Origin of the sequence: Microbacterium sp. Leaf161 (genome assembly GCF_001423645.1) — a bacterium.
GTDB classification, from domain to species: domain Bacteria; phylum Actinomycetota; class Actinomycetes; order Actinomycetales; family Microbacteriaceae; genus Microbacterium; species Microbacterium forte.
Map to the genome: position 1 here is coordinate 641591 of NZ_LMOW01000001.1, position 13039 is coordinate 654629.

General features: G+C 70.2%; 13 protein-coding genes. 6 read left to right on the plus strand and 7 right to left on the minus strand.

Features of this window, described 5'->3' with window-relative positions; all coding sequences use genetic code 11:
* Positions 1-2: 2 nt before the first annotated feature.
* From ASF87_RS03225 to ASF87_RS03235, 3 genes are read right to left on the minus strand one after another with little or no spacing between them, the layout of a single operon-like run.
* The gene (locus ASF87_RS03225) at positions 3-1307 is read right to left on the minus strand and encodes a glycosyltransferase family 2 protein (protein ID WP_056374105.1); all 1305 of its coding nucleotides are present in this window, start codon (positions 1305-1307) and stop codon (positions 3-5) included.
* Positions 1307-2281 carry a hypothetical protein gene (locus tag ASF87_RS03230; protein WP_157549986.1) on the minus strand — a complete coding sequence of 325 codons (975 nt, stop codon included), beginning with the start codon at positions 2279-2281 and terminating at the stop codon, positions 1307-1309. The genes ASF87_RS03225 and ASF87_RS03230 overlap by 1 nt, the downstream gene beginning before the upstream one ends.
* On the minus strand, positions 2278-3207 hold the full coding sequence (locus tag ASF87_RS03235; RefSeq protein ID WP_056374110.1) for a WcbI family polysaccharide biosynthesis putative acetyltransferase: 930 nt from the start codon (positions 3205-3207) through the stop codon (positions 2278-2280). The genes ASF87_RS03230 and ASF87_RS03235 overlap by 4 nt, the downstream gene beginning before the upstream one ends.
* A gap of 85 nt (positions 3208-3292) precedes the next feature.
* Here ASF87_RS03235 and ASF87_RS03240 point away from each other — a divergent pair, with 85 nt between their 5' ends.
* From ASF87_RS03240 to ASF87_RS03250, 3 genes are read left to right on the plus strand one after another with little or no spacing between them, the layout of a single operon-like run.
* Complete coding sequence (locus ASF87_RS03240) at positions 3293-5545, plus strand: glycosyltransferase (protein ID WP_056374112.1); 2253 nt, start codon at positions 3293-3295, stop codon at positions 5543-5545.
* On the plus strand, positions 5542-6561 hold the full coding sequence (locus ASF87_RS03245) for a glycosyltransferase (RefSeq protein WP_056374114.1): 1020 nt from the start codon (positions 5542-5544) through the stop codon (positions 6559-6561). The genes ASF87_RS03240 and ASF87_RS03245 overlap by 4 nt, the downstream gene beginning before the upstream one ends.
* Entirely contained in the window at positions 6558-7409 is an 852-nt protein-coding gene (locus ASF87_RS03250) for a glycosyltransferase family 2 protein (protein ID WP_056374116.1), read from the plus strand. Before ASF87_RS03245 ends, ASF87_RS03250 begins: the two co-directional genes overlap by 4 nt.
* On the opposite strand, the gene ASF87_RS03255 is transcribed toward ASF87_RS03250, so the two are convergent.
* Together ASF87_RS03255 and ASF87_RS03260 are read right to left on the minus strand one after the other, a co-directional pair.
* A complete protein-coding gene (locus tag ASF87_RS03255) occupies positions 7395-8015 on the minus strand; it encodes a cyclodeaminase/cyclohydrolase family protein (RefSeq protein WP_056376317.1) in 621 nt (206 codons plus the stop codon). The two genes, ASF87_RS03250 and ASF87_RS03255, sit on opposite strands and share 15 nt — an antisense overlap.
* A gap of 18 nt (positions 8016-8033) precedes the next feature.
* Positions 8034-8426, minus strand: coding sequence for a hypothetical protein (locus ASF87_RS03260; RefSeq protein ID WP_056374118.1), 393 nt, complete (start codon positions 8424-8426; stop codon positions 8034-8036).
* A gap of 127 nt (positions 8427-8553) precedes the next feature.
* On the opposite strand from ASF87_RS03260, the gene ASF87_RS03265 reads away from it, so the two are divergent.
* The 3 genes from ASF87_RS03265 to ASF87_RS03275 are packed head-to-tail and all read left to right on the plus strand — an operon-like array spanning position 8554 to position 10370.
* Positions 8554-8805 carry a hypothetical protein gene (locus ASF87_RS03265; RefSeq protein ID WP_157549987.1) on the plus strand — a complete coding sequence of 84 codons (252 nt, stop codon included), beginning with the start codon at positions 8554-8556 and terminating at the stop codon, positions 8803-8805.
* A gap of 1 nt (position 8806) precedes the next feature.
* Positions 8807-9526 carry a histidine phosphatase family protein gene (locus tag ASF87_RS03270; RefSeq protein ID WP_056374121.1) on the plus strand — a complete coding sequence of 240 codons (720 nt, stop codon included), beginning with the start codon at positions 8807-8809 and terminating at the stop codon, positions 9524-9526.
* Complete coding sequence (locus ASF87_RS03275) at positions 9510-10370, plus strand: ADP-dependent NAD(P)H-hydrate dehydratase (RefSeq protein ID WP_056374123.1); 861 nt, start codon at positions 9510-9512, stop codon at positions 10368-10370. Before ASF87_RS03270 ends, ASF87_RS03275 begins: the two co-directional genes overlap by 17 nt.
* Before the next feature lie 30 nt (positions 10371-10400).
* Here the strand turns inward: ASF87_RS03275 and ASF87_RS03280 are convergent, their stop codons facing one another.
* Positions 10401-12065 (minus strand): alpha-amylase family protein, encoded by a 1665-nt coding sequence (locus ASF87_RS03280; protein ID WP_056374124.1) that lies wholly within the window; start codon positions 12063-12065, stop codon positions 10401-10403.
* Positions 12062-13027, minus strand: a complete 966-nt coding sequence (locus ASF87_RS03285; RefSeq protein ID WP_056374126.1) for a TIGR03885 family FMN-dependent LLM class oxidoreductase — start codon at positions 13025-13027, stop codon at positions 12062-12064. Before ASF87_RS03285 ends, ASF87_RS03280 begins: the two co-directional genes overlap by 4 nt.
* Positions 13028-13039: the final 12 nt, after the last annotated feature.

Here is a 13039-nt window from a genome sequence, read left to right on the forward strand (position 1 = left end):
CTTTACGCTGAACGGAACTGATCTGGCCCGCCCCACCCGCCGACCCACGCCTCCACCCGAGGATCGGAGCGCAGCAGGTGGACCCCGTCGGCTTCGATCCGCCGGGTTTCGAAGCCCTCGTCCGTGCCCCATCGCTCGGCTCGGCGCATCGCTCGCCGCGAGCGCAGCACTCCCACTGACGAGCCGTCGACGTCGACGAGATCGACCGTGCCCACGTCGCCCGTGCCGAGGCGGGCGACGCACTCGACGATCCGTGCCGGCTCGAGCACGACGACGGGTCGGTCGAGCTCCCAGACGACCCGGGCATCCGGCTGCTCGCCGCCGACCAGGACGCGCGGGTCATTACCGAGAGCGCCCGTCGTCGCGTCGAGCATCACCTTCGCCAGCGGGAATGCGGCGAGGATCGAATCCACCGCGACGAACAGCGCCTCCGGGGTGTGTGCTCCGCGCAGCCTGACGACGAGGTCGGGCGCGTCTGACAGCAGGCCTCGCGGGGCGGACCCGCCGACCGGAATCGACGAGACCAGCCTCATGGTCTGGGCGTTCGCCCGCTCGAGTCCCGAGCCGCTGCGCTCGGCCCACTCGGGTCCGTCATGCCAGGCCACCGCTGTCGGCACGTGGGCCAGCACGGCGCCCGCCTGCCACATCCGATGCGCCCATTCCCAGTCCTCGCCGCCATAGGCCGAGAAGGACTCGTCGAACCCGCCGGTCTCGTCGAACAGGCGGCGCGAGCAGGCGATCACCGCACCGATGACGAACCGATACGACCGGTCGTCGGCGTCGAGCAGATCGCGACTTCGGGCGTACTCCTGCGCGAGCCAGGCCGGCTCGGGGAGGTCACGGTCGATCACCGCCTCGAGCACGGGCGCCTCCGGGGGGATGCCCGAGAAGTCCGCGTGCCGACGACGTCCGACGGTGACGGCCTCGGGAAGCAGCGCCGGAAGCCGGGTGAGCGCCCGCACATACCCGGGCTCAGGGGCGGTGTCGGCATCGAGGAAGCAGAGCACGTCGCCGCTGCTCGCGCGCACGCCGAGATTGCGCACGGCTGCCAGACGGAAGCCCCGGTCTTCCTGTCGCACGAGGATCACCCCGTCCGGCACGCGGACGTCGCCCGCAGAGCCGTCGTCGGCGACGACGACCTCGAGAAGCTCGGGCGGATAATCCTGCATCGATAGGGCGGACAGCGTGCGAGCGAGTTCCGCGGGCTGCTCGTAATGAGCGACGATCACCGACACTTTCGGCAGGATCTCGGGCTCGACTCCCTCGAGCGTGTCCCACCGGTTGCCGACGACCCAGGACCGCCGCATCACCAGTCCAGCCCTCCCCACCAGCGCACGTACGACTCGGCCGCCTCCGGCCATGCCATCGGCAGCCTGGTGAGCCCGTGCCAGGTCGACTCCGGATGCTCGAAGGCCTGCCGCACCGCCACCGCGAGCTCGGCTTCGTCGACCGTCTGCAGGGTTCCGGGGCGCAGCGTCGCCATCTCGTCCATGTAGCGGTTGCGCACCGCGACGGGTCGCCGGCCCCAGCCGATCCACGATGCCAGGGATCCGGATGCCGAGACGTGTCGATGTGCGATCACCGGCACCGACACCGCGCGGCCCCGACGTGCGATCTCCGCGTCATCGAGCCAGCCCGTCACCTCGACCTCGACCCCGAGGGCGCCCGCTCGGCGAACGAACTCCTCGAGCTCGGCGGCGTGACCGTCCGAGGCGCGACCGAGAATCGTCATCTTCCCGATGCCCGCGCGCGCCGCCGCACGGGCCGCCTCGTCGTGTCCCTTGCCGGGATAGAAGTAGCCGAGCACGCCGACCGACCCATCCGCCGGCATCCGCTGCGCGTCGGTCTCGAGGTCCACGGGCAGCGGAATGCTCACCGCCGCCCCAGACCAGACCGCCTCTTCGCGAAGCAGCGCACGCTCGTGCTCGCTGTTGACCGCCACCCCTCGCGCCGCTGCGGCCACGACCGCGTAGGCCGCTCGTCGGCGAGGCCGATTGCGCTCCCCGTCCGACGCCTGGGGCACATCGTGAAGGGTGACGCTGACCGCCCGACGCGCAGCGAGCGCTCCGAACGACTGCGCCGCCTGCTCGGGGGAATCACCCCACAGACGATCCGTGAAGTGCACATGCAGCGCGGCGTCAGCGGGCGCCGCATCCAGATCGGCCGCGTCGATCGTCCGGATCGACGGTCGCGCTGCGCGCACCGCGGACGCCATATCGCGCGCGTACATCGCGACGCCGTGGGTGCCGGGGTGCACGAGAAGCAGCGGTGCGGCGTTCATCGCCCACGCCACACGTCGAGCAGAGGAGCGAGACGTGCCACGGCGGCCTCGACGAACTCCGGGTGGGCTGCGTACCACTCGAGGTGTGCGGCCCGCACCTCGGCATCGTCGATCGGTGCGCCGTCGACGATCCAGTGCGCGCGCGGATCGTCGGGGAGGGACCATGCCTCGATGACCTCGGGGTGCAGCGGCGCCCGCACTGAGTTCAGCAGCGGGCGACCCGGGTCGGTCGGACCGCCGGTGTGGCCGAGGGCTTCGAGCATGCGAGCCCCCAACGGCATCCACACCGCGTCACCCGGATGGTTGACCGTGCGCGCGTGATCGGCCGTGACCGAGTCGAACAGGTCGGAGACCCGCACGTCAGCGCTCTGCTCTCGGACGCGCAGCGTGTCGATCGACGACTCCCCCACGGCACGCACCTCATGGGGTGTCAGCGCGGCGACGACCGGGATGCCGGCGGCCGCGGCGAGCGTGCGGATGTCGTGGTACGCCACGACAGGCGGGTCGCCCTCGACGCCGGGCACGCGGATGGCGGCCTGGAAGGGATGCAGCCCTGCGAAGCGCACCGGGGGCACGGTCAGCACGCGGGCATCTGTCACCGCAGCGATCTGTCGCGTGCCCAACGGCAGATCGCGATAGTCGTCGCGGATCGGCTGGCTCACGACGGTGTCGGCGGTGCGGACGACCTCGTGCAGGCGCGCGGCGTCGTCGGCGGTCATCTCGTGCACGGCGGGAACGCGCACGAAGCGATGCTCGGGAGAATCCATCACCATGCGCAGCGATTCGGCCTGGCAGTTGCCGAGCACGACCCCGAAGCTTTCGGGAAGCGGAGCCAGCCCATAGAACTCCGAGTAGTGTTGGCGGCGCGCTAGCACCAGGGAGCCAGCCGGCGCAACGGCCGTGCGTAGTTCGGGATCATGGCTCATGATTCGAACGTACCCCCTCGATCTCATCAGTCTTGCGTCCCCATTGCACCGCGGTCTCTCCGTCATCGCGATACACGCACGTCGGGTGCTCAGCCCGCCAACGGAGAACCACATCGTCACCGAACCCGCCCTCATTCGCGTCGCCTCGATCCCGGCCGCCCACCCCTATGTGCGTGCGATCACCGACACACAGCGTGTGCGCGTGCTGCCCGATCCTGCTGTTCCCGGCGCACCCGCCGACGTGTGGTGGCCGCCGGTGGCGCTCACCTCGCCGTGGCTCGAATCGCGCAGCGCGGACTTCGACGTGCTGCACGTGCACTTCGGTCTCGAGTCGTTCTCGCCGGACGAACTGCGCGAGGCTCTCGAGACCGCGCACCGGCTCGGCCGGCCGGTCGTCTACACCGTGCACGACCTGGAGAACCCGCAGCTCGTCGATCAGCATCCGTATCGTGAACTGCTCGACGTGATCATCCCGTCGGCCGATCACCTCGTCACACTCACCTCGACGGCGGCCGAGGAGATCGAGCGGCGGTGGCGCCGCAGCAGCCGGGTGCTGGCTCACCCCACTCTGCTCGATGGTGCCGCGGTGGCCGAGCGCACGGTCGACGAGACCCTTCGGATCGGAATCCACCTGCGAGACCTGCGCCCCAACATCGCCGCCGAGCGTGCGGTGCGTGCAGCCGTCGACGCCGCCGCGCTGCTCGCGCAGACAGGGCGGGCCGTCGAGTTCGAGGTGCTGATGCACGAGCGCGTCCGCGATGACGCAGCGGCCACGCGTGTGACCGCGTGCGCCGAAGAGCACCCTGAGGTGCGCGTGCGACGCACACCGCGTCTGAGCGACGCGGGCATCGATGCCTGGATCGGAGGACTCGACCTCTTCGTCCTGCCCTATCTGCACGGCACGCACTCGGGGTGGGTCGAGCTCTGCTACGACCTGGGGGTTCCCGTGGCCGGAACGGATGTCGGGCACATCGGTTCGCAGCATCCCGATGACTTCTTCGTCATCGACCTCGACGACCCGCAGACGCTGGTCGAGGCCGTGGCGCTCGCCTCTGACGCGCGCCACGTCGCCCCGTGCATCGCTGGTCGAACGGCGACGCTCCGAGAGAGTGGCCGAACGGGAGGCCGTGCGCGACGCGCACGCCCTGCTCTACGCCACCGCACGCGCCGAGATCTCGACGGAGGCACGCGCATGATCGGCCGCGAGCGGTTGCGGGTGATGGTCGTCGCCCCCGAGCGTCATGCCCTCCGACAGCCGCACGCCGGCGGCCTGGAGGCCGTGGTCTGGAACCGCGTGCGCTGGCTGCGCAGCCGTGGCCACGACGTGCAGCTCTGTGCGGCCGAAGGGTCGGACTTCCTGGGCGCCAACATCGATCTGCACCTGCCGAGCCCCCGCTGGCATCAGTCGCGGGATGCGTCCGACACCGACTTCCCCGAGGGCCACCGCCGGCTGATGACGGATGCTTTCGCGCGCGTGCGGGATCAGCTCGACGCCCCCGCGACACGCGTCGATGTGATCGACAATCACAGTCTCCACGGGGATCCGATCCTCTGGAGCCGCGACATCGGGGTGCCGGTCGTCACCACGCTGCACACGCCGCCCCTCGCCGACATGGTGATCGCCTCGAACGCGCTCACCGGCTCCTCGCCGCACCGCTTCCTCGCGGTCAGCCAGTACACGGCGCGCGCCTGGTCGGCCGAGGGCGTCGAGGCGTTCGTCTTCACCAACGGCGTCGACACGGCGCAGTGGAGCCTGGGGCCCGGCGGAGGCGACTGGGTGTGGTTCGGACGGATCGTGCCCGAGAAGGCGCCGCACCTCGCCATCATCGCCGCGCGGCGGGCAGGCGCGCGACTGAAGCTCGCCGGCCGCGTGGGCGATGCCGCGTACTTCGATCGGGAGGTCCGACCGCTGCTCGGCCACGGCATCGACTATGTCGGGGCCCTGCGTCAGCCCGAGCTCTCGGCCCTCGTCGGGGCAGCATCCGTCGCTCTCGTGACCCCGGTGTGGTCGGAGCCCTTCGGACTGGTGATGGCCGAGGCGCTCATGACCGGCACGCCCGTCGCCGCCTTCGACTCCGGCGGCACTAGCGAAGTGCTGGCCGGAATCCCCGGCACCGCCATCGTGCCCTCCGCCGACACCGATGCTCTCGCCCACGCCGCGACGGCGCTGGTCGAGCAGACGCGGCTGGGGCTGTCGCGTCGGGTCGTGCGCGAGGCCGCCTCCGCGCGGCACTCGCTCGATCACAGGCACCGCGAGATCGAGCGGGTCCTCACCGTCGCCGCTCAGAGCGCGGTGCCTGCGCACGAGCTCGCCGACGCAGAGGCGGTCGGAGCATGATCGGCTGGTACGTGCATCATCACGGCTGGGGCCACATGACCCGGATGCAGGCGATCCGCCCGCACCTCGGAGACGAGGTGACGGTGTTCTCGAGCCTTCCCGAACCCGCCTCGTTGCCGCCGGAGACCGTATGGGTCCAGCTGCCCTCCGACTCCGACGCCGTCGTCGGGCCCGACGGCGTGCGCCGCGAGGCGCATCAGCTCGGCGATGTCACAGCCGGAGGCACCCTGCACTGGGCGCCGCTCGGGCACCCTGGCCACCAGGCCCGTCTCGCGGCGATCGCGGAGTGGGTGGCGATTCACCCGACGTCCGCATTCGTCGTCGACGTCAGCGTCGAGGTCACGATCCTGGCTCGTCTGCTGGGGCTGCCGACGATCTCCGTCGCGCAGCCGGGCGATCGCACCGACGCTCCGCACCGTCTGGGGTACGACCTCGCCGACCGCATCCTGGCGCCCTGGGCTCCCGGCACGATCCCCGCGACGGCCCTCGTCGGTCGCGAGGACCGCGTGCGATCGGTGGGCGCGATCTCGCGCTACGACGGCCGCGCTCGCACCGAGGCAGACGCAGACGCTGACGACGTGCGCCGCGTGCTGTTCCTCGGCCTCGCGCTCGACCCGGTGCGGCTCGCGCAGACGAGGGAGCTGCTGAGCGCAGACGGATGGGTCGTCGAGAGCGCAGGAGCGGGCAGCGACGATCGCATCGACGACGTGTGGCCGCTGCTGAGCCGTGCGACCGTCGTCGTCAGCGCGGCGGGTCAGAACAGCATCGCCGACCTCGCGGCCGCAGACGCCCGAGCTGTCGTCATCGCCCAGGAGCGACCCTTCGACGAGCAGAGCGAGATGGCCCGCGTGCTGGCCGCCCACGGGCTCGCCCAGACCGTCGCGGCTGACGCGTCGCCCGCCGAGGTGGTCGACAGCATCCGGCGCGCAGCCGACACCGCTCCCCGCTGGGACGTGTGGCAGGTGTCGGGTTCTGCCGCACGTGCCGCGGCCGCGATCGAGGAGCTGGCACGATGACCGTCCGCGTCGCCCTCATCACTCCGGCATCGGCGAACCGTCTCGACCACCTGCAGCGCCAGCGCCGATTCCTCGACGAGGTGCGCACGCCGGGCATCGACGTCGTGCGCGTCGAGGCATGGCTCGACGTCGACGCACCGCCCGCAGTGCCGTCAATCCTGTCCGTGCATGTGCCGCCCGGCCGCGACGGCATGCGCGTCGGTGCGGCGCGCAACGCCGCCGCCGCTCTCGCGCTGGATCACGATGCCGACCTGCTGCTGTTCCTCGACGTGGACTGCCTGGCGGGGCCGGCACTGGTCCAGAGATACGTCGAGGCAGCACAGGCACACCCGCACGACCTGCTCTGCGGACCGGTGACCTACCTCCACAGCGTGCAGCGCCCGTCGACGCTGCACGATCTCGGCACCATGACCCGGCCGCACCCGGCTCGCCCCCTGCCACCGGACGGCGAGGTGGTGACGGCGACCGATGACGAGTTCGATCTCTTCTGGTCGCTGTCGTTCGCAGTGACCGCTGAGACGTGGACGCGTCTCGGCGGCTTCGACGAGGCGTACGAAGGGTATGGCGCCGAAGACACCGACCTGGGCCGACGGGCTCGGTCTCTCGGCATGCGAGTGCAGTGGGTCGGCGGCGCGCACGCCTACCACCAGTGGCACCCGGCCGGTTCTCCGCCGTGGCGCCACCTCGACGACATCCTGCGCAACGGCGCCCTGTTCGCCGAGCGCTGGGGCGAGTGGCCGATGCGCGGCTGGATAGACAGCTTCATCGAGGGCGGTGCGGTCGAATCCCACGGCGACGGATACCGCCGCGTCGCATCGGGCACCGGCCCTCGCTCAGTCCAGGCGTGAGGACAGCTCCCGGACGATCTCCCCGACCTCTCGCTCCGCACCCGCGACGCGCTCGACCTCGGCCTCGAGATCGGCCAGCGTCTCGGCGGCGGCGCCGTGACGACGCGCGATCTGCAGGTTCGCGCGAATGTTCATGGCCCCGCCCGACAGCCCGGCACGGAGCGCCTCTGCCGCCACCGCGAGATCGACGACGATATGCGGGTTGCCCGCCTCGACGAGCACGCGCACGTCACGCAGCATCGCCACGCCGATCGCGCCGACCCGCGCCGCTGACCGGGCCGCCTCGACAGCAGCGCTGCGGACGCGCTCGTCGCGGGAGGGGTCGTCGCTCGGCAGAGCGAGCGCCGCCCCGAAACTCGAAGAGACGACGCCATCCGCCTCGACCGCTCGCAGCGCCTCAGCCCGCTGCCGGGCGAGGCGGTCGACGATGTCCGCCGCTCGCGGATCGTCATCGGAATACCCGCCGACCATGCTCATCAGCGAGGCGGCGATCGCCAGCATCACACCGGACGCCGCACCTCCCCCGGGAGAACCCGTCGGTCGACTCAGCGCGTCCAACCAGTCATCCAGAGGGGTGGACGGGGGGATGTCGGCGGAGTCCTGCATGAGCGTCACACTATCGAGCTAGGACATCAGCAGCGGCAGCAGCGACACGACGAGTCCCACGAATCCGACTCCGGCGAACACGATCCCCAGGGTCAGGATGACGCGCCGCGTGTGAGGCGGTTCCCCCACCCGCGCACGGGCGGGGTTGTTCGCGCTGACCACTCCGTCTGCCCAGCCATCATCCGCCGTGGCGGCCTCGTGCCTTCTCAGAGCCCTCTCGTGAAAGTCGCCGCCGGCGAACCAGCGGCCGACCAGAGAACCCTCGCGCTCGATGACCGCGATCTCGATCGGCAGCCACGCTCCCTCGACCGTGCGGATGAGGAACGCCAGCAGAAGCAGCGGCAGACCGATGCCGAGGCCCACCCAGGAGAGCACCTCACCGACGAGAGCGAGAGTGTCCAAGACCTGCATCACCCCATCGTAGAGAGTGCCGCCCGCGCTCGGCGGCGAAACCGCTAACCACTGCGCGCCCCGGGCGCAAGGCCCTCTGCACACTCGACCGTCTCGCCTAACGTCGCCCACGAGGGGAAGGAGAACCGTGAGAACTCATATTGAGATCGACGGCAGAAGCTTCGTGCTTCAGGACGATCAGCCCCTGAACGAGATCATGGCTGAGATCGAAGCGGCTGCGTCCTCGCCGCCGGCGTTCGTGACCCTGTCTGCCGAGGGGCGCAGCATCAGCGTGCTCATCCGCGCGACGACACGGGTGGTGATCTCGGTCGAGAAAGACGACCACGTCGAGCAGGACCACGGCCCGTGGAGCCTTCCGTTCGACGAATGGGAGCTGTGACGTGGAAGAGCTGTGGCTGGTCAGGCACGGCGAGAGTGTGGGCAACGTCGCCGCGACCGCAGCCGAGGTAGCGCGCGCAGAGATGATCGAGCTCGCGAGCCGAGATGCCGACGTGCCGTTGTCGGAGACAGGCGCAGAGCAGTCGCGGGCGCTGTCGGCCGCACTGCACGGCGGCGCCATCTCGCCGCAGGTCGCCTGGTTGTCGCCGTACCTGCGTGCACAGCAGACGTTCGCGCTCAGCATGGAAGACGCCCCGGCCGTCGAGCAGGTGCTCACCGACGAGCGGCTGCGGGACAGGGAGCTCGGCATCCTCGATCTGCTGACGCGGTGGGGCGTCGCCGCGCGGCACCCCGAGGAGGCCGTTCGTCGCGCGCGTCTGGGCAAGTACTATCACCGGCCACCCGGTGGCGAGTCCTGGGCCGACGTCGCGCTTCGTCTGCGGTCGTTCCTGCACGATGCCCTCGATGCGGATGCTCGCGTGGGGCTGGTCGTCGCACACGACGCTGTCGTCATGCTGCTGATCGCGCTGCTCACCGGGATGGACGAGCAGCGCCTCATGCAGTTCGCGTCCGCGAACACGGTTCTCAATGCCTCCGTGACGCGGCTGCGGTTCGACGGCCGGCAGTGGCAGCTCATCGATTTCTCGGATGTGAGCCACCTCGAGCAGCTGGGCGCGGAGGTCACCGTGCACCCCGGGAGTCCCGATGTCCGACCCGAATGAGCCGACGACCGTCACCCCGCAGCTGTTGCGGCAGTGGGGACTCCCCGACCCCGGCGACTCGAAGAAGTCCCGGGGAACGGCGATGATCATCGGCGGCTCCCCTCTGTCGGCGGGCGCGGTCGTCCTGGCCGGAGAGGCTGCGCTGCGCGTCGGAGCGGGAAAGGTCGCCGTGACGACCGATGCCGCCATCGCGGATGTCGTGCGCATCACCCTCCCGGAATCAGGGGTCTACGAGTCACCCGGTGCGGACGAGCCGACGCCGGACGTCCTGCGCATCGCATACGACGGAGCGGACGCTGTGCTGGTCGGGCCCGGGTTCGATGACCCTGAGCATGCCGTGCGTTGGCTACGGCGGCTGGCAGGCCACGACATCGCCTGCCTCGTCGTCGACGCCTTCGCCGTCGGAGCCGTGAGAGAGGTGCCGCGGTCCGATCTTCCGCGGTCTCTGATCATCAATGCCAACCTCGACGAGGCGGAGCTGCTGCTGGGGCGGCCTGTCGATGACCTCTTCAGCGACCTGCGGCCCCTCGCACGAGAGCTCGATGCCGTGATCCACTGCTACTCCGCGGTCGTCGCGCCTTCGGGCGCGGTGTGGCGCCTCGATGTCGGCGGACCCGGCCTCGGCACCGCCGGTTCGGGAGATGTGGCCGCAGGCACCATCACGGGTTTCGCGGCCCGAGGGCTCGACCCGGAACGCGCTGCGGTGTGGGGGGCCTGGGCACATGCCCGCGCGGGCGACCGGCTGGCCGAGCGGATGGGCCTCGGGTTCCTCGCCCGCGAACTCGCCCGAGAACTCCCCGCCGCGGTGCTCGAGGTGGAGGGGGCACGCCGCGCCGACGGCTGACGTGAGCGAGCCGACGAGGTGCGTCGCCGGTCAGGTCACTCGGCCATCACCGGGACGCGATACGCGAAGCCAGCGGTAGCCGTACGCCGGCACCTCCAGTTCGACCCCGCCCTGGGCGTCGAGTGCCAGGCGTGACGCCTCGAGGAGGTCGACGAGAGTCGTGCCCTCCGGCTCGTCGGACAGCCGGAAGGACGTGGTCACCGGCACCTCTGCGAAGTTGTGGAGGGCGATCATCCGGCCGACGTCCGCCGAGAGCGAGTGCACGAGCAGCGACTCGGCAGGCTGGTCGATGACCTCGAGCGTGCCCCATCCGAGTTCCGGCGAGATCCGGTAGCTCGAGGTGAGAGCGCGGATGAAGTACAGCAGGGAGCCACGGTCGGCCAGCTGGGCGGCGACGTTCACGTGCTCCGGCGCATACCCGTCGGACGGCGGACGGGCCACGAGACGGCTGGGCGCGGCATCCGAGAATCCTCCGTTGCGATCGTCGGACCACTGCATCGGAGTCCGCACGGCCTCCCTGCCCGGGATTTCGATGTTCTCGCCCATGCCGATCTCCTCGCCGTAGAAGAGCACAGGCGTGCCGGGCAGGGTGAACAGCAGGCTGTAGGCCATGCGGATGCGGCGCGGATCGCCGTCGAGCATCGGCGGGAGGCGCCGGGTGATGCCTCGTCCGAACACGCGCTGCCGCTCGTCGGGCGCGAACGCCTCGAACACCTCGTTCCGCTCGCTGTCACTGAGCTTGTCGAGGGTCAGCTCGTCGTGGTTGCGCAGGAAGTTCGCCCACTGCACCTCAGAGCCGAGCACGGGTCGGGCCCGCAGCGCTTCGATCAGAGGCGCGGGGTCCTTGCGCGCGAACGACAGGTACAGCGACTGCATCCCGACGAAGTCGAACTGCATCGTGAGCTCGTCGCCGTCGTCACCACCGAAGTACTGCACCTGCTCGTCGTAGGGCAGGTTGACCTCGCCGAGCAGGATCGCCTCGCTCGACCGGCGCTGCAGGAACCGGCGGATGTCGCGCAGCAGATCGTGCGGCTCGGGGATGCCGGCGCCCTCGGGGATCTCGAGGAGGAACGGCACGGCATCGACGCGGAACCCCGAGACGCCCAGCTGCAACCAGAACCCGATGATCTTCGCGATCTCGTCGCGCACCCGGGGATTGGCGATGTTCAGGTCGGGCTGGTGCTCGTAGAAGCTGTGCTGATACCACTGCCCCGACTTCTCGTCTCTGCCCCAGATGCCGTTAGCCTGGCCGGGGAAGACGGCGTTCTTCTGCCCCTTCGGAGGCGCGTCGTCGCGCCAGACGTAATAGTCCCGGTAGGGCGAGTCGACGCTGCGCTTGGCGGCGAGGAACCACGGATGCCGGTCGGAGGTGTGGTTGATGACCAGGTCGACGATCACCCTCATGCCCCGATCGCGAGCGGTGCGGATGACCTCGACGAAGTCGCCGTGGGTGCCGAGGCGCGAGTCGACGCCGTAGAAGTCGCTGACGTCATAGCCGTCGTCACGGTCGGGGCTCGGATAGAACGGCATCAGCCACAGGCAGGTGACGCCGAGCTGCGACAGGTAGTCGATCCGCTGGGCGAGGCCCTGCAGGTCGCCGACGCCGTCTCCGTTCGAGTCGAGGAAGGTCTCGACATCGAGGCAGTAGAAGACCGCGGTCTTCCACCAGAGGTCGCTCGTATCGGTGATCTTCACAGTCGCTCCTTGAGTGCGGGGATGAGCTCGGATTCTGCGGCGGCGAGGAAGTACGACTGCTCGGTGCCGACGTGGTGCAGATACACGCGATCGAATCCGATCTCCGCGAGGTCGGCGATGCGGCCGGCCAACGCCGAGGCGTCATGGTCGATCAGCACGGCATTTCGCAGCTCGTTCCTGTCGAGGCCCGCCACCGCCGCCTCGAAGTCCTCGGGCTGCTCGAGATCCCACGTCTGCGGGGGCGAGAGCAGACCGTTGGTCCACTGCTCGCGGGCGATGGCGAACGCCGCCTCGTCGCTCTCCGCGAGGCTGAGGTGCACCTGCAGGATGCAGGGGCCAGAGCCCCCGGCGCCTCGGTAGGCGTCGACGACCCGCTGCAGCGCGGCGGGCTCCTGGATCACGGTCGCGAGACCCTGCGCCCACGAGGCCGCCCACTCCGCGGTCTCCGCGCTCACCGCGGTCGCGAACAGAGGCGGCGGTTCGGCCGGCCTGCTCCACACTCGCGCTTCGTGGACGCGCACCAGGCCGTCATGGTCGACCTCTTCGCCCTCGATCAGTCGGCGGATCACGTCGACGCTCTCGCGCAGTCGCTCGTTGCGGACCTGCTTCTCGGGCCACGCGTCGCCGGTCACGTGCTCGTTGACCGCCTCGCCGCTGCCCATCGCCGCCCAGAAGCGGCCAGGGAACATCTCCTCGAGAGTCGCGAACGCCTGGGCGATCATCACCGGGTGATAGCGCTGCCCGGGGGCATTGACCATCCCGATCGAGAATTCCGTGCAGGCGAGCGCGGCCGCGATCCAGCTCAGCGCGAAGCCGGATTCGCCCTGGGCTCTGGTCCACGGCGCGAGGTGGTCGGAGCACATGGCTCCGTCGAACCCCGCGCGCTCGGCGCCGATCACCGCGTCGAGAAGCGCGCTCGGTGCGATCTGCTCGTGCGAGGCATGAAAACCGATGAGGACCATGCGCCGAGTCTT

What these genes read in the sequence shown, in the direction of transcription:
- ASF87_RS03245 (WP_056374114.1), top strand. Translation starts at nt 5,542, where the DNA reads ATGATCGGCTGGTACGTGCATCATCACGGCTGGGGCCACATGACCCGG.
- ASF87_RS03255 (WP_056376317.1), bottom strand. Translation starts at nt 8,015, where the DNA reads ATGCAGGACTCCGCCGACATCCCCCCGTCCACCCCTCTGGATGACTGG.
- ASF87_RS03285 (WP_056374126.1), bottom strand. Translation starts at nt 13,027, where the DNA reads ATGGTCCTCATCGGTTTTCATGCCTCGCACGAGCAGATCGCACCGAGC.
- ASF87_RS03260 (WP_056374118.1), bottom strand. Translation starts at nt 8,426, where the DNA reads ATGCAGGTCTTGGACACTCTCGCTCTCGTCGGTGAGGTGCTCTCCTGG.
- ASF87_RS03275 (WP_056374123.1), top strand. Translation starts at nt 9,510, where the DNA reads ATGTCCGACCCGAATGAGCCGACGACCGTCACCCCGCAGCTGTTGCGG.
- ASF87_RS03235 (WP_056374110.1), bottom strand. Translation starts at nt 3,207, where the DNA reads ATGAGCCATGATCCCGAACTACGCACGGCCGTTGCGCCGGCTGGCTCC.
- ASF87_RS03250 (WP_056374116.1), top strand. Translation starts at nt 6,558, where the DNA reads ATGACCGTCCGCGTCGCCCTCATCACTCCGGCATCGGCGAACCGTCTC.
- ASF87_RS03230 (WP_157549986.1), bottom strand. Translation starts at nt 2,281, where the DNA reads ATGAACGCCGCACCGCTGCTTCTCGTGCACCCCGGCACCCACGGCGTC.
- ASF87_RS03225 (WP_056374105.1), bottom strand. Translation starts at nt 1,307, where the DNA reads ATGCGGCGGTCCTGGGTCGTCGGCAACCGGTGGGACACGCTCGAGGGA.